Raw genomic sequence first — 25,150 nt, 5'->3', positions numbered from 1 at the left:
TGCGAATCGAGGGCGGATCATGCGAACCACATCGGCACGACCAGACTCGAGATCAGCAGGATCAAGGCCCCGCCCAGGCGCGAGGAAATCTGCGCGAAGGGCATCAGCTGCATGCGATTGGCCGCCGAGAGGACCGCGACGTCACCCGTGCCGCCCATGTTGGCCATGCACAGGCCAGCGGTGATGGCGGACTCGATGGGATAGAAGCCGACCAGCTTGCCCACCAGCCCTGCACCGAAGGCGGCACCGGCGACGACACCGAAGACGATCACCACGTAGGTGATGGTGATGGCGTCGATCACCTGGCCCAGGTCGGTGTAGGCCACGCCGATGCCGAACAGCAGCGCGAAGGTCCAGTTGCCCGCGACGAAACGGAACCATTGAGCGGCGGCCTGGTTGATGCTTTCCGGCACCAGGTTGGCGCACTTGAGTACGGCAACCGCGATGATCATCAGCGCGTAGGGGTGCAGCGGGATGACCTTGCCGAGAATCTGGCTGGCGACGAAGAAGCTCAGGGCGATGACCATGCCGATGCCCAGCTGGGAGAGATCAGGCGCGCTCTTCTCTTCACGGACATCGACACCCGGCATCATCTGGCCGCCGCCGGTCAGTGACGGGAAGCGCTTGCCAAGCCCGTTGAGCAGCCCGGCGATGATGATGGCGAAGACATTGCCCAGCGCCAGCGCCGGTACCAGGATCGAGATGTAATAGCTGGCCGGCTGTCCCAGCAGTTGCTCGTAGATCTGGCTCATCGGCACGGCGCCTGCCCCCATGCCACCGCCCATGATGGGCAGGGCGATGACCATGACGGCATCCTTGGGCGAGAAGCCCATGATCCAGCCGACCAGCATCGCGAAGAGTGCCGCGAACAGCACCGAGCACAGCAGCGGCAGCGCGAAGCGTGCCCCGACCTTGACCAGCACGCGGGAGTCCATGCCGAGAATGCTGCCGGTGATCAGTGCCGCGATGTAGAAATTCAGAAAGCCGCCGGCCTTCATGAACTCGCTGACGCTGGCCGTGACATCCTGTGGCAGCCAGCCGCTATAGACCAGCGCTGCGGCACCGAAGATGGCGAGAATCGCTCCGCCTCCCAGGTAGCTGTTGATGATCGGCAGGCGATCACCCAGAAAGCCCAGCAGCTCACCGAGGACCATCATGACCATCAGGGCGCCGATCATGCCCGCCGGCAGGGTATCGGTGGCGATGGCGGCGATCAGGACCAGAAACGACAGGGCGAAGATCGGCAGGGACATGCCGAAGATGCGTGTCTTCAGGTAAGGCGACTCGTCGGCAGGCGTGGCCGTGGCGGTCTGCGAGGAATGTGTCATGCAGGCTCCTTGTCCTGCACTCTGTCGTTGCAGGACCTGTTGTCATGTCCGGATGCGCTGGCGTGGCATCGCGGGATCGGTTGGGACAAGGTGGGACATCATGTCCGCGCAGTGGATGCGCGTCACAGGGAGCTTACGATGTGGCTTTCGAGGGCCAAGTTTTGCGAATTAAAGAAAGCCTTTTGAAACTTATGAAACCGCATGGCGCGGCTCGCTCACGTGCTGGGCGAATTGGCCATGCCACCAAGGGGGCACGTGGACTGTCTGGCGTGTTGCATTCTTCTCAACCCGGACTGAGCGCGCTGACCTCGCTGCTGGCTGCCGGCATGGTGATCGTCAGTCTGCTGGTCGCGGCCTGGCTCTTCAGTGCGCAGCTGGAGCGGACCCAGCATGAGATACAGGGACAGCGCATCGCCGCCCTCGCGCAACGCATCGCGCGGCTGCCTGAGGTGCGCGCCACCTTGAGCGAAGCCAACGCCTCGCAGGCAGCGCCTCCCGTCGCGGACAGCCGCCTGGCGGCACGCATCGAGCGGCTGCGCCGCGAGAATGCCGTCGACTTCATCGTGGTGATGCGTCCGGACGGCGTGCGACTCAGTCACCCGGAGCCCGCGCGGATCGGCCAGCCGTTTCAGGGGGGAGACGAGCAACGTGCGCTCGGAGGCGCAGCCTATCTCTCCGAATCCCGCGGTACGCTCGGCGAAAGCCTGCGCAGCTTTGCCCCGGTGATGGCCTCTGCATCCGATGGCGAAGCGCGTTCCGTCATCGGCGCCGTTGCCATCGGCATCACGCTGGATTCGCTGGGACGGCGGCTGGCCGATGAGAAGCGTCAGCTGCTGATCGGGTTGGGCATCCTGATGCTGTTCGGCACGCTGGGGGCGCTGGGGCTGGCACGCTATCTGCGCAGACAGCTCAAGGGGCTGGAGCCGGCGGCCATCGCGCGTCTGGTGGAAGAGCATCAGGCGGTGCTGGCCAGCCTGGAAGAGGGCATCATCGTGGTCGACCCCGAGGGGCATGTCACCCTGGTGAATGCCGCGGCGCGCGAGCTGCTGGGGACGGCCCCCGAACCGGGAGAATGCCTTGAGGCGTGGTTGCCCGATACCGGCATGCACGAGTGTCTAGCCGCGCACTCGCCGGTGGCGGAGCAGGACGCGGCTCGCCTGCGTCAGGTCACCCATGACGGGCGACGATTGTGGGTGCGTTGCCAGCGGGTGCATGATGGCGAGCATCTCATGGGCGGCGTGCTGGTATTGCGTGAGCACGACCGCATGCAGCGCCTTGCCGAGGAGCTGACCGGCGTCCGCCGACAGGCAGAGTCACTGCGCGCCGCGCGCCATGAGTTTCGCAATCGGTTGCATGTGTTGTCAGGGCTGACGCAGATGCAGGACCTCGACGGCCTGCGAGATTACCTGGCATTGCTGGTGGAGCGGGAGCTGCCAGCGGATGCCGCGGCCGCCGAGCGCATCGCGGACCCTCTGCTGGCAGGATTGCTGATCGGCAAGCACAGTGAGGCTCGCGAGCGTGGCATCGCGCTCAATGTCGAGCTGGACGTCGAGTGGCATCATGCACGGCCCGAGCACCGGGAGATGCCCGGCGCAGCGCTGTCTCAGTCCGAGTTGTCTCAGGCCGTGCTGCCGGTGCTGGAGCGCAGCTTGAGCCATGATCTGGTCAGCGTGATCGGCAATCTGCTCGACAATGCCTTCGAAGCGCTGGAGGAAATGGACGATGCCACACACGCCCCGGCCGTCACTCTGAGCCTGATGCTGGAATCCGTGGGTGAGGCGTCAGAGGCCCAGTTGTCGATCAGCGTGGCAGACAACGGCCCCGGCATGTCGGCGGAGCTCATGGAGACGGCGCGCGCGGCGGGGGTAAGCAGTCGTGGTGAAGGTCGCGGGCTGGGGCTGTCGCTGGTACAGGAGATCGTGACCGCGCGCGCGGGAGACTGGCACTTCTACTCGCCCCCGGGCGGCGGCACCCTGGTCGAGCTGACCTTGCCCTGCCAGCGGTCGCCCACTGCGGCGCCCTGAGCGCATTTCACGTCGTTGGACGGCTGCCGTCCAAGACCCCGCATGATCAAGGAGCCTGAGCGCATGCGTGTGCTGATAGTCGAAGACGACCCCATGGTCATGCGTCTCAATGTCGAATACCTCAATCGTATCGATGGCATGCGCCTGGTCGCCCAGTGCGAGGATGTCGCCGCGGCGCTGGAGGTGCTGGCGCAGGAGGCGGTGGACCTGGTGCTGCTGGATGTCTATCTGCGCAGCCGCAGCGGTCTGGAGGTATTGCGCTGGTTGAGACGCCATGCCGCCCCTGACATCCAGGTGATCCTGATCACCGCCGCCAGTGAGGCGGACACGGTGCGCAGCGCGCATGCGCTCGGGGTTTGCGATTACCTGGTCAAACCCTTCAGCTTCGCCCGCTTCCAGCAGGCACTGGCACTGGCACGGCGTGGTCGCCAGCAGCTGGAGAGTCTCGAGGGGGAGGTCAGTCAGCAGCAGCTGGACCAGCTGTTCGGCTCGCACATGGCGGTCAGTGGCGCGGCGGGGACGGTGTCTGATGGCCGCCTGCCCAAGGGTGTGACGGCAGCGTCCCTGGCGCTGGTCGCCGGTGCCATCCAGGCGCTGCCACGCGCTGAAGACAGTTTCACCAGCGAGGCGTTGCTGAGCGCCACGGGCATGTCGCGCGTGACCATCCGCAAGTACCTGCGCCATCTGGCGGCCTGCGGCATGCTCAGCGAGGCCTTCCACTACGGCCAGATAGGCCGCCCCTCCTTCACCTATCAGGTCATCGATCGTCAGGCGCTTGCCAGGCAGTGCCGGCTCCCCTGAAAGGCGTCATCGGAGGGCGAGCCCTCTGCCTCAGCCGGTGTCCACCCATGTCTGCCAGTGTCCGCCAATGCCTCAGCGCCGCTGCACGATATCGCGGATCAGGCGGCGTCCCGGGTGCAGGTGCTCGGCCAGTTCGCGCTCCAGCGGCAGCGGCTCGCCGCACAGCTGTGAGGCGATCAGCTCCGCACACAGCGGTGCGGTGGTGAAGCCGCGTGAGCCATGCGCGGTGGAGAGCCACAGGCCGGGCAAATGGGCGCCGCTCAGTGACGGCACGCGCTTTTTCGCATCGAAGGCCATGGCGGCGTAATCCTCACGCCATTGCGCGGCGTCCGGTGCCGGGCCGGCCAGCGGGCTCTTGTCGGGGCTGGCGGCGCGCCAGGCGACACGCCCCTGCCAGGCATCGTCTTCCAGCCTGACGCCACGCGCCTGCTCCCAGGCAGCGACGAAGGCGGGCAGCGCACTGCGCAGCTCGGCGACATTGGCGATGTGGTCTGCTTCACGTACCGAGTCATCCTCATCGCGCGGGGCGAAGGTCGCGCCGAAGCTGAGCGTCACGCTGCCGTCGGCGTGACGCTGACAGGGCGAGACATAGCCACCGGCACACACCACGCTGTCGAGCATGGGCAGCCCTGCTGCCTGTTCGGGCGGCACCGTGATCTCGCTGACCTGACCACGAATCGGCTGCAGCGGCAGATGCGCGAGCGGCTCGGGCAGGTGTGTCTGCTCCCCCAGCGCGACGATCAGCTGATCCACTTCCAGACAGCTGCCGTCGCTGGCTTGCAGCTGCCAGCGTGGCGCGCCGTTGCCTGTCTTTCCGCCTTCCTCTCTGCCTTCCTCGGCCCCCAGCGACTGAATGGCCTCGATGCGCGCCTGCCGAAAGTTGACGCCCGGCGTGGCGGCGAGGTGCTGACACAGCGCCTTCGGACGCACCCAGCCCGCGACGGGATAGAAGAGGCCATCGAAGGTGATCTCGCTGCCGGCGATCTGGCTGGCCTGGTCGGCAGTGACCGGCCTGAGCAGCGCCTCGGGCAGCGGGTGATTGTCCGCGAAGCGCTGTTGGCGCTTGCGCTCACGCTCGCTGGTGGCCAGCTGCAGCACGCCGCTGGCGGACCACAGGGTCTGCTCGGGGTCGAGGCTTGCCAGCCAGCGCCGGCTGTATTGCAACGCGGCCAGCTGGAAGCGGCTGGCAGGGTTGGTCTCGGCGGCCAGCTTCACGTAGAGCGCCCCCTGGGTATTGCCGGAGGCCCGCGCACCGGGGGCTTCGGCGTCGATCAGCGTGACCTTCACGCCACGCCGCGCCAGCGCCTCGGCGCAGCTGGTGCCGGCGATGCCAGCGCCAAGTACCGCGACGTGTGTCTCGCGGGAGATGGGCGCCGGCTGGGGCGGCTGCGTCCAGGGCTGTTCCCGGCGCAGCGGATGAAGCACCCCGCGCTGTGCGGGCGATGTCAGCGAGGGCCGGGGCTGGACATGCTGTTCCTGCCTTTCGGAAAGCCCCATCAGCTCGGCGCGCGCCGCCGAGGTGGCAGCGTCCAGCTCGCCGCAGATCATCTCGCGCTTCATGCCATGGCCGGGCACCTTGCGCCAGGCGAAGCCTGCCGCCCGCAGGCCGCGCCGCACGAAGCCCGCGGCGGTGAAGGTGGCGAAGGTCGCCTCGGGATGCGAGATGCCGGCCATGGCCGCGAACAGCGCCGGTGACCACATTTCCGGATTCTTCGACGGCGAGAAGCCATCGAGGAACCAGGCATCCACGCCTCCTTCGAGGCGTGACAGGCGCTCGACGGCATCGCCGAAGTGCAGATCCAGCGTGATGCGCTCATCCAGCCACAGACGATGCACGCCGAGTACCGCAGCCGGCCATTGTGCCACCAGCGGTTTCGCCAATGAGGCGAGATCCGGCCAGGCGGACAGCGCGCGTTCGAGGTCCGCGGCACGCATCGGATGCTTTTCCACCGAGACGACATGCAGGCGTGCCTCGGCGGGTGCCGTGGCCAGAAAGCGCTGGGCGGCGCACAGGATGTTGAGGCCGGTGCCGAAGCCGGTCTCGCCGATCACGAAGGGGCGCGCTTCCCGCCAGTCACGGAAGCGCTCGCTCAGCCGGTTGCTGTCGAGGAAGACGTGTACGGTCTCGGCGCGGCCATCGTGGATCGAGAAGTACACATCCCCGTAATCCATGGCCTGTGGGGCCGCGTCATCCCATTCAAGGCGTGCCTCTTCCAGCGCGGCCAGCGGTGCCAGCGGGACCTCCGGCACCACGCCGGGTGCCGTGACAGGGTCGATCGCGCTCGGTGGCGTCGTCGCAGGCTTGCGTGTCATGGCGTCCGGCCTGTCCTTCGGCGCCGCGTCGGACACTGACGATGCGGACGGCTCAGGCGTGGCGGAAGCGGGCTGGCGGGGGGAGGAGGGACGATCGTTCACGGGCATTCCTGGCAGGAGGTCGAGCGGGAGAGCAGGGCATCAGGGCAGTGGCCGGGCAACGTCTCCAACGCAGACGACGGACAGCCAGGCTGTCCGTCGTCAGGGGGCGAAGCCGCCGGTCACCGGCCGAGCGGCAGTCAGGACTAGGGCAGTGTCTGCTTGAACGGCTTCACTTCGGCGCTTGCATAGACACCGGCGATGACGAAGGGATCGGCATCGGCCCACTTCTGGGCCTCTTCGAGGGAATCGAACTCGGCGATGATGACGCTGCCGCTGAAGCCGGCGTCTCCCGGTGCTTCGCTGTCGATGGCCGGGTTGGGGCCGGCGATGACCAGACGGCCTGCGGCATTCAGGGCCTCAAGACGTGCCAGATGTGGCGGTCGTGCTGCCATGCGCGCTTCGAGACTACCTTCGACATCCTGACAGACAATGGAATACAGCATCACGAATCATCCTTATGTGAAGAGGTGGAAGAGGAAGACTCTTCCTGAGGGGCCTGCACCATGTGACGGGACAGATAGACGCCCTGAACGATGACGAACAGCAGTGTCAGGCCAAGCATGCCGAACAGCTTGAAATCGACCCAGATGTCTTCCGAATAGTGGCTGAAGACATAGATGTTGAGGCCGCCCATGGCGAGGAAGAATACCACCCACGCCAGGTTGAGGCGGTGCCAGATGGCACGCGGCAGCTGGATCGCCTTCTCCATCATGCGCTCCACCAGCGGCTTGCCGCCGAACAGCGGCGAGAGCAGGAAGGCGACGGCAAACAGCCAGTTGACCACGGTCGGCTTCCACTGGATGAAGGCGCTGTTGCCGAACAGCACGGTCGCGCCACCCAGCACGACGACCAGCGCCAGCGTGACCAGCTGCATCTTCTCGACACGCTTGTGACGCCAGTAGATATAGAGCACCTGGGCGAGGGTGGCAGGGATCAGTACGGCCGTGGCCATGATCATGTCGCCAGTCGTCTTGTAGACGGCGAAGAAGATCACGATCGGCAGAAAGTCGAGCAACATCTTCATGAGAAACACACACTCCTGGACACGACGGCGGTGCCGTCGGGAAGGCAAGGGCTTGTGCGAGTGGTATCCTTTGGCAACCAGCGGCGCACCCTTGCCTGCATGCGTTCATTCTGCCGCCATTGCTGCCTGCTGACAAAGCCCATGTGGCTTCCAGACATATACGGCAGTCAACACTGCCCCTGACGTCCCTGCCGAGGGCTTGCCAGCATGATCGGCAACTCTAGGCTCTGGACGTTCATCCCGAGAGGTTTTCCCGTGTCCGACGTCCTGTCCGACCATCCGCCGACATCCGAGTCGCCCGCTCACCAGCCATCATCGCCACCGCCTGCCCGTCCGGTCCCCCGCGCGCTGCCCCAGCGTTTCGAGACGGACATCGAGGTGCCGGACATCGACCTGCACATGCACTCGACCGCCTCCGATGGCGGCATGGCGCCGGCAGAGCTGGTCGCGCTGGTCGCGCGGCGCGGCGTCTCGCGCATGTCACTGACCGATCACGACAGCATGGAAGGCATCTTCGAGGCTCAGCAGGCGGCGATTGCCCATGGCGTCACCCTGCTGCCGGGCTGCGAGCTGTCCGTGCGCTGGCGCAATCAGACCATCCACCTGGTGGCGCTGATGCCCGAGGGCGCCGGAGACGCGTTGAGCGCCGGCCTCAGGCAGCAACATGATGCACGTGAGCGGCGCAGTCACGAGATCGCCGCGCGCATGGAGAAGCTGGGACTGAGTGATGCCATGCAGCGTGCCCGTGAGCAGGCCACGCTCAGCGGGTCGGGAGACCGCCCCCTGTCGCGGCCCGACTTCGCGCGCGCGCTGGTGGAGGCGGGGCTGGCCCGTGATCTTCAGGATGCCTTCAAGCGTCACCTGGGCTCCGGCCAGAAGGGCGACGTCAAGGCACACTGGCCCGAGATGGAAGAGGCGGTGGGATGGATACGTGCCGATGGCGGTGTCGCGGTGATGGCGCACCCGATGCGCTACAAGCTCACCCGCACCAAGCGCGGTGAGCTGCTGCGGGACTTCATCTCTGCCGGCGGTGAGGCCGCCGAGCTGGTCAGCGGCTTCCAGAACATCGACCGTGCGCGTGACCTGGCGCGTCAGCTGGATGAACTGGGCCTCTATGCTTCCGTCGGCAGTGATTTCCACTTCCCCGGGGGGCCGCTGGCACCCGGCAGCATGAGTCCGCCACCGCGCACCAGAGTGCCGCCCGTCTGGTGTCATCCGCGCCTTGCACCCTTTTTTGCGGCCGCCACCGCCACCATGTGATAGAGATGGCTGGGCCGGCCTGACTGACGTGTCGCGTCGTGTCAGGCCGGTCTTGTCGAGAGTTCGCCGAGAATTTGTCGAGAGTTCGCCGAGATCAGTGCGCCAGTGTCCGGCGCACTGTGCTGACGCAAGGAGCGCCGCATGGGACAGTTTTTCCAGATACACCCTGAAAACCCGCAGAAACGTCTTATCGATCAAGCGGTTGCCATCATTCGGCAAGGGGGCGTGATCGCCTACCCGACCGATTCCGGCTATGCACTGGGTTGCCACTTGGGCGAGAAGAAAGCCATCGAGCGCATCAAGCGTCTGCGTGAACTCGATGACAAGCACAACTTCACCCTGATGTGCTCGGATCTGTCGGAAATCGGTACCTACGCCAAGGTGGACAATGCCGTCTTCCGACTGCTCAAGAGCCACACGCCCGGAGCCTTCACCTTCATCCTCCACGCGACCACCGAAGTGCCACGCCTGCTGTTGCATCCCAAGCGTCGCTCCATCGGCGTGCGCGTACCGGACCATGCCATCACGCATGCCTTGCTGGAGGCACATCACGAACCGCTGATGAGCGTGACGCTGATTCCGCCGGGCGAGGAGCTGCCGATGACGGACCCGGAAGAGATCCGCCAGCGCTTCGGGCATGCGCTGGATCTGATCATCGATGGTGGGGCCTGCCGCCTGGAGGCCACCAGCGTGGTGGACCTGCGCGACCTGCCGCCCGTCATCGTGCGCGAAGGACGAGGCGACATCTCGAACTTCGTCGAGTGAGGCACGCCGCATGACGCGCGTGGCGAGATGCTCATGACGCGTTGCTCATGACGACGAGAAGCGGATGGTGACATGGCAGGCGAGGTCGTTGAACAGGAATTCAATAACGCTGAGTGTTAATATTCGGCTGTCTTGATAATTCAACGACATACCTATCATGCACAGAGGATCATCGATGCCGATCACGTTTTCATCTCAAGCGCGTGTCTCATTGCTGGCGAGAGCCACCAGGGTCGCGACACTGGCAGGAATCATGGGCCTGGGAGTCGCTCCCGTCAGTCAGGCGGCCGAGACACCCGAGGCAGCGCAGTGTCCGCCGGCAGCATATGCCATGGCACTGCGCTATCAGCAGCAATCGGCGGAAGTCGCGGCCCTGCAGCGTCAGAGCTATGCGCTGGCGACACGTCAGCTGGAGACACTGCTGGCATCTCGTGATGACGAGAAACCTGCCGCGATCATGACCGACCTTGATGAAACCGTGATCGACAACTCCGCGCTGCTGGTGCGTGACCTGAAGGCCTGTCATGACTTCACGGGCTGGGACACCTGGAAGGCGTGGGAACGAGAGGGCAAGCCGACCCTGATTCCGGGGGCCAGAGAGTTCCTCGAACTTGCCGCATCGCGTGGCGTGGCGATCTACTACGTGTCGGATCGCTACGAGGAGAACAAGGACGCCACGGTCACCACGCTGAAAGCCCTGGGTCTGCCCGGTGTCGATGACGCCCATGTGCGCCTGCTGGGGCCGAGCAAGTCAGTGCGTCGCCAGGCGATCGCGAAGGATCACGACATCGTGATGCAGCTGGGCGACAGCCTGCATGATTTCGCGGATGACTTCTCCGACAAGACGCCCGAGCAGCAGAAGGCGCTGGTCGCGGAGCAGGCGCAGCATTTCGGCAAGGATTGGATCATGTTGCCGAATGCCTCCTACGGCAGCTGGAGTGAGGCCACGCTGACCGCCTGGGACAAGCCCTTCTCTGACCGCTAGCCCTTGCCGGCTTCCGGCTGAATGACAACGCCCCCGGACCTTGCGGTCTCGGGGGCGTTGTCATTTCCGAGGCGTTGCCGTGTGCCGAGTGACACTCGGCCTCGTCAGCTGCGGTCGCGGTCGGGGGAGTCGTCGCCTGGGGAGGCGGTTTCCTCCTTCGCTGGCGGCTCGGCGTCGGGCTCAGGTCCGGGTTCTGGGTCTGTCTCAGGCTCTGGTTCAGGCTCAGGCTCGCGTGGGTCACGCGTGTCTTCATCCAGCCAGGTGCCGCAGAACTTGCAGTACTTGGCATTGCGATCATGGCCCTCACGGCCACAGCCGGGGCAGGCTTCATCGCTGGTCTGCTGCATGCGCAGGCCGTTGAGCACCTCGGCCGAGAACACGCCGGTGGGCACGGCGAGAATCGAATAGCCCAGTATCATCATCATCGCCGAGATGAACTGGCCCAAGGGCGTGATGGGGGCGATATCGCCGTAGCCCACCGTGGTCAGCGTCACCACCGCCCAGTAGAGCGCCTTGGGGATGGAGGTGAAGCCGGCTTCCGGGGGTTCGATCAGATAGATCAGGGCACCGAATACCGTGATGATGCTGAGTACGGTGATGAAGAACAGCAGGATCTTGCGACGACTGCGCGCGAGAGCCTCGACCAGCATGCGACCTTCGCCGACGAAGGCCATCAGGCGCAGCACGCGGAACAACCGCAGCACGCGCAGCACGCGCACCACCAGCAGTGCCTGCGCCCCCGGAATCAGCAGCGAGAGCCAGGTCGGGGCGATCGACAGCAGGTCGAGCACGCCGTAGAAGCCCTTCGCCCAGGTGCCGGGATGTTTGAGGCAATAGAGGCGTACTGCGTATTCCAGCGTGAACAGCAGGGTGAAGGTCCATTCCAGGATGCGGAACAGCTCCCCATGGCGGGCATTCAGCGATGGCACGCTATCGAGCATCACCACGGCGACGCTGGCGAGAATCATCGCGACCAGCGCGATATCGAAGGCCTTGGCCGCCTTGGTGTCGGACTCGAAGATCCAGTGGAACAGCCGGGCGCGCAGCCTGCCGCTGGCCGGCTCGAAATCGCTGGAGCGAGGGGGGGCGGTGGCGGATTGTGACGTACTGCCGTATTCGTTGGCCGGCCCTTGGCGTTCAGGCATGCAGGCTTCCTTGACTGGCGTCGCAGCGCCGGGGCGGGCTGCGACGCGATGGTGGGGGCAGGGCAGGTGAGGGCGCGATGGCCTGGCGCTCAGCGAGCGATTTCACCGGGGTCTCTCAATGAGCTGTCTCAACGAGCTTTCTCGATGAGCTGTCTCACTGAGCTTTTAATGAGCTGCCTCACTGGCCTCGGCTGCGCAATGCCGCCAGCAGCGACAGGCTGTGCTGACCGAAGGCCGCTGTCATCCAGCTGTCTGACGTGCCCTGCTCACGGGATTCGCTCAGCGCCTCCGTCAGCGCCACCGCATGGACATGACCGGGATGCTGACTGGCGGCCAGGCGCGAGGCCAGGGCCGAGAAGGCGGCCAGGGCGTGATCGTGCCAGCGCATGTCATCTTGCTGCTGGCGGTCGGCATGTGCATCCAGGGCATCGATGGCCGCGGCGAGCAGGGCATTCGTGTCGGTGGTATCCAGCGTCTTCTCGTGCCATTCGCCATCTCTGAGTGCGGCACCGCGGCGTGCCTTGCTGGCATCTGCCGGGCGCAGGGCCAGTCGGCTGGCCAGGGATTCCGCCAGCGCCCACAGCACCCCTTCGCGCTGCTCGGCGCTCAGGTCGTCACCGCCAGTGAGTTCCAGTTCGATCTCGCGGATGTGCGTCTCCCGACCTGCTGCCTTCACGTGGCCGAGATCCAGCGCCATCTCGACGCCGACACCCGCCGTCTGGCCATCCTGCGTCACCGTCAGTTCCAGCTGCCAGGCATGACGTTCGAAATCCGTGCTGAAGGTAGGGGCGAGGGCGCCGAGCAGGTGCTCACGCGGACCTTCCTCAAGCGCCTGCAGAGGGGGAAGGCCGCGCAGGCCACCGAGATCGAGGCCTGTCTGGCCGTCGGGCAGCGCCCATTCCCACTCGCCGCGCGAATGCAGGCCGCCATGGCTTTCGCCACTGGTCTTGAGGGTCTGGCGCAAGGGGCCCGGACTGTCGGCATCCTCTCCACTGCGGCGCAGGCGCAATGCCATCTTGGCGCGTTCCAGTGCATGCTCAGGCGTGTCGAAATAGGTATTGGCCAGCCAGCGACGACGGGGCGTGGTGCCAGCCAGTTCCGCGATGTCCGCAAGACGTTCCAGAATCGCCGTGCGTCCGAGGCCGCTGTGGGTCAGCGCCAGCTTGAGTTCGATTTCCTGCGCCATGACGACGGCACTCCCTGTACGAGAAGATGAAGAATGAAGATGGCCGGGCATGGATGACGACAGCGATACGAGGACGCTGGCGGCCTGTCCGAGATCCCGGGACAGGCAGCCCCCGGCGGCTTCATGCTCGCGCCTGTCCCTTGCCAAGGCAAGCGCGGAGCGTGTCGCCAGCCTTCCCACGGAAGGTGATCCGTCAGCAGAATCACAGTGATATGACAGTATCGTGACATTTGTGTGACATGAATTGCCTGCCGCCAACTCCTTGGTTATATTATGAACAATGTAATCAGTCAGCGACCCCGCGTCCTGTCGCTACATGACAATCTCTCCTCTGGAATCCTTCGAGTTCCCCCGACTGCCGCTGATGTTGCGTGAAGTACAACAGCATGGCGGTATCGTGTCGTTACGATGAAAGTTATGTGATCGTCACAAAGGCTTTGCTACACTCCGCGCGTCAATCCTTAACGCCGACGGCCACTATGGTAACGACCAACCCTTTCTCTTCGATGTTCGGGCGCTCGCCTTTCAAGGCGCTGCACACCCACATCATCAAGACAGACGACTGTGCCCAGCACTTGCTGACCTTCTTCGACGCCTGCGAACAGGGTGATTGGGATCAGGCGGCCAGCATTCGTCAGACCATCAGCAAGCTGGAGCGTGAAGCGGACGAACTGAAGACGCAGCTGCGTCTCAATCTGCCCAATTCGCTGTTCCTGCCGGTATCCCGTTCCGACCTTCTCGAGCTGATCCATGTCCAGGATTCCATCGCGAACGTCACCAAGGATATCGCCGGCATCATGCTGGGTCGCCACATGCAGATACCCACCGCGCTGGTGCCCGCCATGCGTGAGTATCTGAAGACTGCGGTCGAATCGGTCTGCCAGGCGCGCCGTGCGCTGGGCGAGCTGGAAGATCTTGTCGAGTCCGGCTTCGGGCGCAACATGAGCGAGCTGGTCGACAAGCTGATCAATGAGCTGCATGAGCTCGAGAAGCAGTCCGACGAACAGCAGATCGCGATCCGCCAGACCCTGTTCTCGCTGGAAGCCGCTCTGCCACCGGTCGACGTGATCTTCCTCTACAAGATTATCGACTGGGTCGGCGATGTCGCCGATCAAGCTGAAAAGGTCGGTACCCGACTGCAGATCCTGATGGCGCGCTAAGCGCTGTCAGGACGTCCTGCCATCTGCTCAAGAGTTCCCTAATGTCCATCATTGCTCAATACGGCGATGTGCTCGTCATCCTTGCCTGCGTATTCGGTTTCTTCATGGCGTGGGGTGTAGGCGCGAACGATGTCGCCAATGCCATGGGTACCTCGGTTGGTTCCAAGGCCATTACCATCAAGCAGGCGATCGTCATCGCCGTGATCTTCGAATTCCTCGGTGCCTGGCTGGCTGGTGGTGAAGTCACCGATACCATCCGCAAGGGCATCATCGACCCGTCACTGCTGATCCAGAATCCGCAGTTCCTGGTCTACGGCATGCTGGCATCACTGCTGGCCGCCGGTATCTGGCTGCTGATCGCGTCCATGAAGGGCTGGCCGGTCTCCACGACCCACTCCATCGTCGGTGCCATCGTCGGCTTCGCGGCGGCGGGTCTCGGCGTGGATGCGGTCGAGTGGCCCAAGGTCGGTCAGATCGCGGCCTCCTGGCTGGTCTCGCCGCTGCTGGCGGGCTCCATCGCCTTCGTGCTGTTCAAGTCCGTGCAGACGCTGATCTTCGACAATGACGACCCGTTCGCGGCCGCCAAGCGCTATGTCCCGATGTACATGTTCCTGGTCGGCTTCATCATCTCGATGGTGACCATGGTCAAGGGCCTCAAGCATGTCGGGCTGCACCTGAGCTTCGAGTCCAGCCTGCTGCTGGCCGTCGTCATCGGTGCCATCGTGATGGGGATCGGCGTGCTGATGGAGCGCAAGGTCGCGCGTTCTCGCCTCAAGGAGAAGAATCGCGCCACCGGTGATGATTTCGACTTCAGCGGCGTCGAGAAGGTCTTCGGCCTGCTGATGATGTTCACCGCCTGTGCCATGGCCTTCGCCCACGGCTCCAACGACGTGGCCAACGCGGTCGGTCCGCTGGCAGCCATCATCAGTGTCGTCGATTCCGCCGGTCAGATCGGCGCCAAGGCCAGCATGCCCTGGTGGGTACTGGTGCTGGGTGGCGGCGGTATCGTCGTCGGCCTGGTCACCTATGGTCGCCGCGTCATCGCCACCGTCGGTACCGGCATCACCGAGCTGACCCCGTCTCGTGGCTTCGCGGCCACCCTGGCGGCGGCCTCCACCGTGGTGCTGGCCTCCGGCACCGGCCTGCCGATCTCCACCACCCACACCCTCGTCGGTGCGGTGCTGGGGGTAGGTCTGGCACGCGGCATGGCAGCGCTCAACCTGCGCGTGATCGGCACCATCGTGATGTCCTGGCTGATCACTCTGCCGGCCGGCGCGATCCTGTCGATCCTGTTCTTCTTCATGTTCAAGGGCATGTTCGGCTAAGCCGACATCTGCCTCAGCGCCCGGGCTTGCGACGGGGTGTGCGACAGGGCGCTGCATGAGAGAAACACGCAAGATGCATCGGCAAGACGCATCGGCAAGATGTATCGGCAAGACGCACTTGAAAAACGTTTTTGAAAAAACGTTTTTGAAAAAAAAGAGAGGCGACCTTCGGGTCGCCTTTCTCGTTTAGGCCGCATGGATGTCAGGGGCGTCGCTCGCCGTGCAGGCTGCGGCGCTGATATGATGATTCATGGGCATGCCTGACATGCCATTTTCCCTCCCTCCTGCACGGAGCTGGCTCTTGAACACGCGTTTTCCCTTCGCGGACTGGTTTCGCAACTCCTCTCCCTACATCAACGCTCACCGTGGGCGCACCTTCGTCATTCTGATCGAAGGCGATGCGCTGTCTTCCTCACGACGAACGCAGTTGATTCAGGATCTGGCGTTGCTGCACACCCTCGGCGTGCGACTGGTGGTGGTGTTCGGCGTGCGTCCGCAGGTCAGGGAAGCACTGGAGGGAGTGGGAATCGAGGCCGAGCGTCATCAGGGGCGTTGGGTCGTCACCCGTGACATCCTCGCGCATCTGGAGCAGCAGGTCGCCACGTTGCGCCTGCGCCTGGAGGCCAGCCTGTCTCTGGGGCTGCCCAATACCCCGCTGCATGGTGTCGAGCTCTCCGCCGTGTCGGGCAATCTGGTGATGGCCAAGCCGCTGGGCGTGCGAGAGGGCGTCGACTTCCTGCACGGTGGCGAGGTGCGTCGGGTGCGCAGCGAGGCCATCCAGGGGCTGCTTTCCCAGCAGGCCATCGTGGTGCTGCCGCCGCTGGGCTTCTCCAGCACCGGCGAAGTCTTCGACCTCGATGCGGCCGAGGTGGCCGAGCACGCGGCCGTGGCGCTGGCCGCCGACAAGCTGATCCTGCTGGGAGAAGGGGAGGGGCTGTTCGATGAGCATGGCGTACTGTTGCGTCAGCTCAACCCTGAACAGGCCGCCGCCCTGGCACCGCCACGTGAGGATGACAGCGAACTGTCTCGTCATCTGGCCGCGGCCTGTGGTGCGGCGCGGCGCGGCGTCGGTCGCACTCACCTGCTCAGCTGGCGGGATCGCGATGCGTTGCTGGGCGAGCTGTTCACCCGCGACGGGATCGGCACCATGATCACCCGCCAGGGCTACGAACAGCTGCGCAAGGCACGCCTGGAGGATGTCGGAGGATTGCTGGCATTGCTGGGGCCGCTGGAGCAGCGCGGTATCCTCGTCGCTCGCTCGCGTGAACGCCTCGAGCACGAGATCGACGACTATGTCGTGCTCGAGCGTGACGGCATGATCATTGGCTGTGCAGCCCTGCATGTCAGTCGTGACGCTGCCATGGGTGAGCTGGCCTGCGTGGCCGTGCATGATGACTACCGTCGTGGCCAGCGGGGTGAGCAGCTGCTGGCCGAGATCGAGGTGCGTGCACGGCGTGGTGGCCTCACGCATCTGTTCGCGCTGACCACACATACCCTGCATTGGTTCATCGAGCACGGCTTCGTGTCGGCCGGCCTGGATGACCTCCCGCCGATGCGCCGAGAGATCTACAACTCCGCGCGCAATTCCAAGGTGCTGATCAAGGCGCTCTAGTCACGACCCAAGCACGTGGCGCTCAAGGCGCTTGCCGTCACCCTCAAGACTCTCGACCCCCGTCAGCCGTCTGAACTTTCAGGTGACTGACGGGGGTCTTGTGCATGATGGGCGGGAAATTCCGGCAAGATGCCGCGCTTCTGGCTCGATGTCGCAATTCTTGATCGATGCCGCGCTTCTGGATCAATGCCGCGCTTCTGGATCGATGTCGCACTTCTGGATCAGTGAGTGGCGCGATGTCTTGCAAAGGAGACGTTTCAATTGATTGATATGGAAGGAGAAAATCGGATACCAACGATAACTGTTGGCATTTTGCGACGAAAAGGACATGTATTTCATCGTTTCACGCCTCGTGCGTGGGAATCCACGCCGATGCCGGTTTTTGTATCTTTGCAAGTCATTGTTTTTGAATGTGTTTTGCGGTTATTGGCACGGCGTTGGCAATAGTCATGTTGAGCACGAGGGAGTGCCCATGAAAATGGACATTCTCTCCGGCCTTCCAGCGATGACGGTACTCACTACCCTGTGCGCTCCGTGATCGCTGACAGGCCAAGCGTCTGCTCCACGCGATGTGTGACTTCAGGTTGCGATGAGACAGGTACGGCCCCCAGAGGGCATGGAAAGTATCTTTAGGGCAAGGATGCCCGGGCATGGATGCCCGATACTGGATGCGGTGATGCTTGATCCGTCACCGCCATCCCCGGAATTCAGGTGAGCGCCGGGAAGTGCCCGGCGAGCGCCGCAAGCATTGCGATGCATCGCCCCCCTGTGATGTATCCGATAGGGAGCTCGGACCCTGTCCGAGGCGAGTGTCAACTGACCTGGAACGACCACCAGGTGGCACTGGCGACTCCCGGGCCAGCGACAGGCAGACCACCTGTCAGGCCCAGCAATCACGATGGAGGTCTGCTCTCCAGGTAACAGGCATTCGTCGTGATGACTGACCCTTCAGTTCCCTGCGTACTTGGGCCGGCTCTTGCCGGCCCTCTTTTTGTGCGTTTCACGAGGATGGGTCAAGTGAATCATCCACGACACCTGCCCGGGCGCGGTTTCTGTCGTCGAGCGGGGATGAATTAAATCAGAATCATATTGATTAACGAACTGGCAACCGCGATGGGCGCTGGCGAACTCTGGTATCCTTGGAAGACGTGATTCGATGATGACCACCCCTTTCCTGCATAGAGTTCTTTCAATGGCCTCCAAGGTGACACGGCACTGGCGCCCCCGCTCTCTGCTTCAATTGGTATTGATGGCATTCATGGTGGTGATGCTGCCGATTGCAGTGCTGATGTTCCAGGCGGGTCAGGCACTCTCCGAGCTCTCGGAGCTGGCCGATGTCAGCGCTCGCCAGGCGGTTGACCAGACTCGCCGAGCCCGCACCCTGACCAATCTCGCCGTCGAGATGGAGCGCAGCGCACGCCAGTACGCGGTGCTGGAAAATCCGGATCTGATGAAGATCTACGCTGACAAGGCCAGTGCCTTCCGCGAGCTGCTGGACGAGCAGGCGCGCCTGCTGGGCGAGGGAGACCCGCGCGTAAGCGAACTCAAGGGCTCGCTGTCGCAACTCGAGCGCATGCCGGAGATGAGCGTGGCGCAGGTCAGCAGTCATCTCGAGGACTTCGGTCCCTTCTCCATCCAGGCCAGCGGCCTTCTGAACTCCACCCGTGAACTCGTCGATGCCCGCATCGAGGGCATTCGTGCGCGCGCCTCCCAGGTGAAGACTCAACTGTGGTGGCAGACGGCCGCGCTCGTCTCCATCAGTCTGTTGCTGATGCTGTTCTTCACCTGGCTGATCATTCGTCCCATCCGTCAGCTGGAGCGGCGCATCAATGGTCTCGGCAGCGGCACCGACCGAGAGGGTCCGCTCATCAAGGGGCCCGCCGAGCTGGTCCAGCTGGGTGAGCGTCTCGACTGGCTGGCGGCGCGTCTGGATGAGCTGGAAGAGCAGAAGCAGCAGTTCCTGCGTCACATGTCGCATGAGCTCAAGACACCGCTGGCCAGCATCCGTGAAGGCACCGGGCTGTTGATCGATGAGATCGCCGGCCCGCTCAGCCCGCATCAGATGGAAATTCTTGGCCTGCTGGATGACTCCAGCAAGGAATTGCAGAAGCTGATCGAGCAGCTCCTGGACTACAATCTGCTGCAACACAATCAGGGGCTCGAACGTAGCCGCTTCGATGTGCACGAAGTCTTCAAGGAAGTGCTGTCAAAGCACCGCCTGGCACTGGAGAAGAAGGGCATGCGCGTGCACCTGCCACCCGCCAGCCTCAGCTGGGAGGCGGATCGTCCGCGTACCGGCCGGATTCTCGACAACCTGATCTCCAACGCCATCGCCTATGGGGAAGATGGCGGCGATCTATGGCTGAGGGCGCGCAAGGAGCGTCGCCAGCTGGTGATCGAGGTCGCCAACAGCGGCGAACCGATCGCTCCGAAGGACCGCGATCACCTGTTCCAGCCCTTCTATCAGGGCGCGGTGAAGCGCAAGGGGCCGCTCAAGGGCTCCGGTATCGGTCTTTCGGTGGCCGCCGACAGTGCTCGCGCCCAGTTTGGTCAACTGGCGCTGGTGGAGGACGCCAAGGCCGACGTCTGTTTCCGCCTGACCTTGCCGACCCCCAGCCGCTCACCCTCCTCTAGTCAGGAAGGTGAGCAGGTCCTGCTGGGGGGTGACAGTGCACCCCATACCACATGAAATGGCACCCGAGAGTGCCATCAGACACGCAAGGAAGAGAAGTGATGAAGGGTCAACGACTGTTGACGGGAATCACCACCGGCATGCTGGTCAGCTTGCTCAGTGCCTGTGGCGCCCTGTCGAATATCACCTTGCCGGGCAACGAACACGTCGCCGATACTCCCAGCGTTCAGGACAGCTGTCATGGGGCGGGCGATCTGCCCGATTTCAAGGAAGGAAACTGCCTGCTGGATGAGTGGGTCGCCTTTGCGCTGCAGGCTCAACGCGGCAACGATCAGTGGCGCGACAGCACCCTGATGCAGCTGGAAGGCAACCGCCATGACCGTCGTCTGGCGCGTGCCATCGTGCTCAGCTGGGGAGACGAGTCCGATTGGGAACTGGCCTCTGACCTCTACAAGGCGGACCTGCCCACCGCGCCGAGTCGTCTGCAGCCGCTGCTGCGCCAGTGGCTCAACGGGCTGGAGGAGCGTCGCGGCCTGATCGCGGATCGCGACAAGAGCGAAGGCGTCCGCCGCAAGCTGAGTGCCGAGAACGCCCAGCTCAGCAAGAAGCTCGAGGCGCTGACCGCCATCGAGGAAGCCATCAATTCTCGCCGTCAGACCACGCCCTGAATCCGATGCCGGGCGTGTCTGGCCACGAACTGTCATTGGCCCAACCGGCTGCATGACGCAAGACTGTGCGGGACTGACGTCGGAGGGATTTCCGAGCGACAGGCCCGCAAGGAGAGTTAGTGTGAAATACGCTCAAGCGCATATTCTGCTCGTGGATGACGATGCAAGTCTGCTCAAGCTGCTCGGCATGCGTCTCGAAAGCCGTGGCTTCAAGGTCACCACCGCCAGTAGCGGCCGTGAGGCGCTCAGCCGTCTGGAGGCGGCGCGTCCTGACCTGGTGCTGTCTGACCTGCGCATGGACGAGATGGATGGCATGGCGCTGTTCGGTGAGCTGCAGAAGCGTCAGCCGGGCATGCCGGTCATCCTGCTCACGGCGCATGGCTCGATCCCGGATGCCGTCAGTGCCACTCGTCAGGGCGTGTTCAGCTTCCTGACCAAGCCCGTCGACAAGGATGAGCTGTTCGCGGCCATCGACGAGGCGCTGGCCCAGGCGCCGCCCGTAAAGGAGGGTGACGATGCCTGGCGTGCCGGCATCATCACGCGTTCCCCGCAGATGGAGCAGATTCTCGAGCAGGCACGCATGGTCGCGGCTTCCGATGTCAGCGTGCTGGTCACCGGCCCGTCCGGCTCCGGCAAGGAGCTGATGGCCAAGGCCATCCACAACGCCAGCCCGCGTGCCTCGCGTCCCTTCGTCGCCATCAACTGTGGCGCGCTGCCGGAGCAACTGCTGGAAAGCGAGCTGTTCGGTCACGCCAAGGGCTCCTTCACCGGTGCGGTCAGCGCGCACCAGGGCCTGTTCCAGGCGGCGGATGGCGGCACCCTGTTCCTCGATGAGATCGGCGACATGCCGCTGGCGTTGCAGGTCAAGCTGCTGCGTGCGCTGCAGGAGCGTCAGATCCGCCCGCTGGGCTCCACGACGTCAGTGCCCATCGATGTGCGCATCATCTCCGCCACGCACCGCAACCTCGACAAGGCGATGCATGACGGCGACTTCCGCGAAGATCTCTACTACCGCCTCAACGTGGTCAATCTCAAGCTGCCCGCCCTGCGCGAGCGTGCCGAGGATGTGCCGCTGCTGGCCAAGTACCTGATCAGCCAGGCGGCTGCCCGCCACAAGCCGTTCGTGAAGGGCTTCTCGCCGGAAGCGCTCAATCTGCTGGCCTCCAGTGCCTGGCCGGGCAACGTGCGTCAGCTGGTCAACGTGGTCGAGCAGTGTGTCGCCCTCACCAGCTCCTCGATGATTCCGGAAGCGCTGGTCTCCCAGGCGCTGGCCGCAGAAGAGAACGCCTTGCCGTCCTTCTCCGAGGCGCGTGCCGGTTTCGAGCGCAGCTATCTGATCAAGGTGCTCAAGATCACCGAAGGCAACGTGACCCAGGCCGCGCGGATCGCCGGGCGCAACCGCACCGATTTCTACAAGCTGCTGGGACGTCATGATCTGGAGCCGGGCGCCTTCAAGCCGGGCGCCGAGCAGGGACCGCCTGACTTTTGATCCAGCGCGCCCGAAGCTGCGCGAAAGGCGTAAGGTCAAAAGCGATCCAGCGCGCCCGAAGCTGCGCGAAAGGCGTAAGGTCAAAAGCAATCCAGCGCGTCCGAAGTCACGCGAAAGACCAGGGTCAAGACCTGCGTAGCCGTTCACGCGTGTCAGTGTGAGTGGTGCGCAAGGCGAGTGATCAAGAGCGGTTCGGTGTATCTGACGTGAACCGCCCATGAAAAAGCCCCGTTACCGGTTTCGGTAGCGGGGCTTTTTTCGGTCTGGTGGCGCATCAGTGCCGATCAGGTGCTCAGGGCCTGGGCTTGTAGCGGCGCTTGACCTCGACGGCCAGACGACCCTCGCCGAGGCGGATCGAGAGCATCTCGCCGGGCTGGGTCTGATGGGCGGCGCGGATCACCTTGCTGTCGTCCGCTGCCGGCGTCTGGCTGCCGCCGACGCGCTCGACGATGGCATAGCCGCGGTTGAGCACGTTGAGCGGGCTGACCGCGTTCAGTGCGCGCATCGCGCCTTCCAGTCGCTCACGATCCGCTGCCAGCCGGCGCGGCAGGGCATTGTCGAGGCGTGGTGTCAGCATCGCCAGCTGCTGGCGATGGCGCTGGATGTCGCGTGCGGGGCTGGCCTGCTGCAGGCGGCGGGTCAGCTGGTCGGCCTTCTGCTGCTCACGGGTCATGCGCATGCGCACTGCGGCGTGCAGGCGGCGCTCCAGCTCACGGGCTTGCTGACGCTGGGCCTGCAGCTCGCGCGCCGGATGGCGCAGGCGCGAGCGGGCGTGATCCAGTCGCTGTGCCGCCTGATCGAGCCGTCCGCGCTGAGCGCGCCACAGACGCTGCGTGAGGGCAGCCAGCTGCTGCACCTGGGCACGTTGATCCGGATACAGCGCCTCGGCGGCGGCGGATGGCGTGGGCGCGCGCAGGTCGGCGGCCAGTTCCGCCAGTGTGGTGTCAGTCTCGTGGCCGATGGCCGCCACCACCGGCAGGCGCGAGTGGAAGATCGCGCGCGCCAGATGCTGGTCATTGAAGGCCCACAGGTCCTCGAGACTGCCGCCGCCCCGCGTGATCAGCAGCGCATCGCAATCGCTGTCGCGATTGGCCATCGCCACCGCACGAATCAGCTGGGGTACCGCCTGTGGCCCCTGCACCGCCACCGGCAGCACGCTCAGGCGTGCCTGAGGCCAGCGCTTGCGGGTCACCGCGATCACGTCCTGCAGCGCCGCGCCGGTCGCGGAGGTGATCACCCCCAGATGGCGCGGCGGGTGGGGCAGGGCGCGCTGATTGGCGAACACGCCCTCGGCTGCCAGCTGCTCCTTGAGGCGTGCCAGGCGCGCCAGCCACTCCCCCAGCCCCGCCTGCTGCAGCGCCTCGACGATCAACTGATAGTCGCCACGCGCCTCGAACAGCGACACCTTGGCGCGCACCCGCACCCGGTCACCATCCTTGGGCTTCTCACGCAGGAACTGGGCGCGGCTCTTGAACAGCGCACAACGCACCTGGGCGTTGTCATCCTTGAGCGTGAAGTAGCAGTGGCCAGAGCGTGGCTGCGAGAAACCCGAGATTTCCCCCTCGATCCAGAGCTCCCCCAGCCCCCGCTCCAGCAGGCGCTTGGACTCACGATTCAGCTGGGTGACGCTGATGGCATCGGCGGCAGACGATGTTTCGAACACGCGGCAATCCTTGTGTGAGGGCTTGTGGGGGAATCCGTGGCGGAGCTTGTCTGGTAGATGGAGAGGGCCATGATGCCACAGGCGGGGAGCCTGCCACCAAGAAGCCCCCGGACTCCTGATGGAGAACGGGGGCTTGGGGTTTGCCACACGGGGTGCCTTGATCAGGCTGTACGCGTCTTGCGCTTGCCGAGTCGTGACAGCAGGAAAGGCCCGAGCAGCAGCAACAGCGAGGCCAGCCACAGGCCCTGCGAGATGCCCGATTGCCACAGGATACTGCTGTCGCCACCGCTGATGGCCAGGGCACGACGCAGATTCTCTTCCATCAGTCCGCCGAGCACGAAGCCCAGCACGATGGTGGCCAGCGAGAAGTTCAGCTTGCGCAACAGGTAGCCCAGCACGCCGATGCCCAGCATCAGATAGATGGCCCCCATGTCGGAATGCAGCTGATAGACCCCGACGAAGGACAGGATGACGATGCCCGGTACCAGCGCCCAGCGCGGGATGGTCAGCACGCGCGCGAAGAAGCCGGCCAGCGGCAGGTTGAGCAGCAACAGCACGATGTTGCCGATGTACAGCGAGGCGATCAGCCCGCCCGCGACCTTGGGATGCTCGCTGAACATCATCGGGCCGGGCGTGATGTTGTAGAGCATCAGCGCGCCCAGTAGCACGGCGGTGGTGCCGGAGCCCGGAATGCCCAGGGTCAGCATCGGCACGAAGGAGCCCGCTGCGGACGCGTTGTTGGCGGCTTCCGGCGCGGCCAGGCCGCGCATGTCGCCGGTACCGAAGGTGTTGTTCTTGTCGCTGACACGTTTCTCGGTGGTGTAGGAGACGGCCCCCGCCACCGAGGCGCCGGTACCCGGCAGCACACCGATCAAAAAGCCGAGCAGGCCGGAGCGCAGCATGGCGCCCTTGCAGTAGAGGATTTCCTTCATCGTCACGAAGACGCGGCCGATGACAGGCAGGGCGCCGGTCTTGCCATGCTGCAGGCGGCTTTCCAGCATCAGCAGGATTTCACTGATTGCGAACATGCCGATGATCAGCACCACGAAGTCGATGCCGTCGTAGAGGTCGGGGATATCGAAGGTGAAGCGCTGGATACCGGTGCCGGAATCGACGCCGACGGTGCCGATCAGCACGCCGAGAATGGCGCCCAGCGCCGTCTTGACCGGGTCCTTGCCCATCATCACCGACATGGACGCGAAGGCGAACACCATCATGGTGAACAGTTCCGCCGGACCGAACTGCACGGCCACCTTGGCCAGCAGCGGGGCGAACAGGGTCAGACCCAGGATCGCGATGCTGGCACCGACGAAGGAGCTGATCGCCGAGATGCCCAGTGCCGGCCCCGCCAGGCCCTGCTTGGCCAGCGGATAGCCGTCGAGGGTGGTCATCACGGCGCCGGCATCCCCCGGCACGTTGAGCAGAATGCTCGACATCCGGCCGCCGTATTCGGCACCGGTATAGATGCCTGCGAGCAGAATCAGTGCCGATTCCGCCGGCAGGCCGAGGGTATAGGCCAGCGGCATCAGAATGGCGATGCCGTTGATGGGGCCGATGCCCGGCAAGGCACCGAACAAGGTGCCCAGCAGTGCGCCACTGAAGGCTAGGCCAAGGTTGAGTGGCGTCAGTGCGACGCCAAAGCCCTGGAGGATGAAATCAAACATGAGA

At 64.4% G+C, this 25,150-nt stretch carries 19 protein-coding genes; 11 read left to right on the top strand and 8 right to left on the bottom strand.

The window, feature by feature from the left end; genetic code table 11:
* Window positions 1-17: 17 nt before the first annotated feature.
* Entirely contained in the window at window positions 18-1,328 is a 1,311-nt protein-coding gene (locus BFX80_RS15625; RefSeq protein ID WP_084209380.1) for a 2-hydroxycarboxylate transporter family protein, read from the bottom strand.
* Between the two features lie 269 nt (window positions 1,329-1,597).
* On the opposite strand from BFX80_RS15625, the gene BFX80_RS15620 reads away from it, so the two are divergent.
* Complete coding sequence (locus tag BFX80_RS15620) at window positions 1,598-3,352, top strand: ATP-binding protein (protein WP_240499609.1); 1,755 nt, start codon at window positions 1,598-1,600, stop codon at window positions 3,350-3,352.
* A 63-nt stretch (window positions 3,353-3,415) separates the two neighbouring features.
* Window positions 3,416-4,153 (top strand): response regulator, encoded by a 738-nt coding sequence (locus tag BFX80_RS15615; protein WP_084209824.1) that lies wholly within the window; start codon window positions 3,416-3,418, stop codon window positions 4,151-4,153.
* A gap of 72 nt (window positions 4,154-4,225) precedes the next feature.
* On the opposite strand, the gene mnmC is transcribed toward BFX80_RS15615, so the two are convergent.
* From mnmC to BFX80_RS15600, 3 genes are all read right to left on the bottom strand, one after another.
* Complete coding sequence (gene mnmC, locus BFX80_RS15610) at window positions 4,226-6,568, bottom strand: FAD-dependent 5-carboxymethylaminomethyl-2-thiouridine(34) oxidoreductase MnmC (RefSeq protein WP_338079120.1); 2,343 nt, start codon at window positions 6,566-6,568, stop codon at window positions 4,226-4,228.
* Between the two features lie 143 nt (window positions 6,569-6,711).
* Window positions 6,712-7,011, bottom strand: coding sequence for a YciI family protein (locus tag BFX80_RS15605; protein WP_077378958.1), 300 nt, complete (start codon window positions 7,009-7,011; stop codon window positions 6,712-6,714).
* Complete coding sequence (locus BFX80_RS15600; protein ID WP_077378961.1) at window positions 7,011-7,592, bottom strand: septation protein A; 582 nt, start codon at window positions 7,590-7,592, stop codon at window positions 7,011-7,013. Before BFX80_RS15600 ends, BFX80_RS15605 begins: the two co-directional genes overlap by 1 nt.
* Before the next feature lie 255 nt (window positions 7,593-7,847).
* On the opposite strand from BFX80_RS15600, the gene BFX80_RS15595 reads away from it, so the two are divergent.
* The 3 genes from BFX80_RS15595 to BFX80_RS15585 all read left to right on the top strand — a co-directional run bounded on the left by BFX80_RS15595 (window position 7,848) and on the right by BFX80_RS15585 (window position 10,602).
* A complete protein-coding gene (locus tag BFX80_RS15595; RefSeq protein ID WP_240499608.1) occupies window positions 7,848-8,852 on the top strand; it encodes a PHP domain-containing protein in 1,005 nt (334 codons plus the stop codon).
* 141 nt (window positions 8,853-8,993) lie between these two features.
* Complete coding sequence (locus tag BFX80_RS15590; protein ID WP_077378966.1) at window positions 8,994-9,617, top strand: L-threonylcarbamoyladenylate synthase; 624 nt, start codon at window positions 8,994-8,996, stop codon at window positions 9,615-9,617.
* 175 nt (window positions 9,618-9,792) lie between these two features.
* Window positions 9,793-10,602: a 5'-nucleotidase, lipoprotein e(P4) family gene (locus BFX80_RS15585; protein WP_240499607.1), complete on the top strand. Its 810-nt coding sequence runs from the start codon at window positions 9,793-9,795 to the stop codon at window positions 10,600-10,602.
* A gap of 104 nt (window positions 10,603-10,706) precedes the next feature.
* On the opposite strand, the gene BFX80_RS15580 is transcribed toward BFX80_RS15585, so the two are convergent.
* Window positions 10,707-11,747 carry an ion transporter gene (locus BFX80_RS15580; RefSeq protein WP_084209376.1) on the bottom strand — a complete coding sequence of 347 codons (1,041 nt, stop codon included), beginning with the start codon at window positions 11,745-11,747 and terminating at the stop codon, window positions 10,707-10,709.
* 178 nt (window positions 11,748-11,925) lie between these two features.
* A complete protein-coding gene (locus BFX80_RS15575; protein ID WP_084209375.1) occupies window positions 11,926-12,933 on the bottom strand; it encodes a CYTH domain-containing protein in 1,008 nt (335 codons plus the stop codon).
* 479 nt (window positions 12,934-13,412) lie between these two features.
* On the opposite strand from BFX80_RS15575, the gene BFX80_RS15570 reads away from it, so the two are divergent.
* The 6 genes from BFX80_RS15570 (at window position 13,413) to glrR (ending at window position 21,819) form a co-directional block, all read left to right on the top strand.
* Entirely contained in the window at window positions 13,413-14,093 is a 681-nt protein-coding gene (locus tag BFX80_RS15570) for a TIGR00153 family protein (protein ID WP_077378976.1), read from the top strand.
* 41 nt (window positions 14,094-14,134) lie between these two features.
* Window positions 14,135-15,418: an inorganic phosphate transporter gene (locus BFX80_RS15565; RefSeq protein ID WP_084209374.1), complete on the top strand. Its 1,284-nt coding sequence runs from the start codon at window positions 14,135-14,137 to the stop codon at window positions 15,416-15,418.
* A 301-nt stretch (window positions 15,419-15,719) separates the two neighbouring features.
* A complete protein-coding gene (argA, locus tag BFX80_RS15560; RefSeq protein WP_077378983.1) occupies window positions 15,720-17,030 on the top strand; it encodes an amino-acid N-acetyltransferase in 1,311 nt (436 codons plus the stop codon).
* Window positions 17,031-18,222: 1,192 nt separating this feature from the next.
* Complete coding sequence (locus BFX80_RS15555; protein WP_084209373.1) at window positions 18,223-19,719, top strand: sensor histidine kinase; 1,497 nt, start codon at window positions 18,223-18,225, stop codon at window positions 19,717-19,719.
* Window positions 19,720-19,763: 44 nt separating this feature from the next.
* Complete coding sequence (locus tag BFX80_RS15550) at window positions 19,764-20,330, top strand: hypothetical protein (RefSeq protein ID WP_077378987.1); 567 nt, start codon at window positions 19,764-19,766, stop codon at window positions 20,328-20,330.
* A 121-nt stretch (window positions 20,331-20,451) separates the two neighbouring features.
* Entirely contained in the window at window positions 20,452-21,819 is a 1,368-nt protein-coding gene (gene glrR / locus BFX80_RS15545; protein ID WP_127736341.1) for a two-component system response regulator GlrR, read from the top strand.
* 292 nt (window positions 21,820-22,111) lie between these two features.
* Here glrR and xseA read toward each other — a convergent pair whose 3' ends face one another.
* Complete coding sequence (xseA, locus tag BFX80_RS15540) at window positions 22,112-23,482, bottom strand: exodeoxyribonuclease VII large subunit (protein WP_084209372.1); 1,371 nt, start codon at window positions 23,480-23,482, stop codon at window positions 22,112-22,114.
* 161 nt (window positions 23,483-23,643) lie between these two features.
* Window positions 23,644-25,146 (bottom strand): tripartite tricarboxylate transporter permease, encoded by a 1,503-nt coding sequence (locus tag BFX80_RS15535; RefSeq protein WP_084209371.1) that lies wholly within the window; start codon window positions 25,144-25,146, stop codon window positions 23,644-23,646.
* Window positions 25,147-25,150 lie beyond the last annotated feature (4 nt).

The organism is Cobetia marina, from assembly GCF_001720485.1.
GTDB lineage: Bacteria > Pseudomonadota > Gammaproteobacteria > Pseudomonadales > Halomonadaceae > Cobetia > Cobetia marina.
Note: the sequence above shows the minus strand (reverse complement) of the source record. Positions and strands in the feature narration are given on the sequence as shown.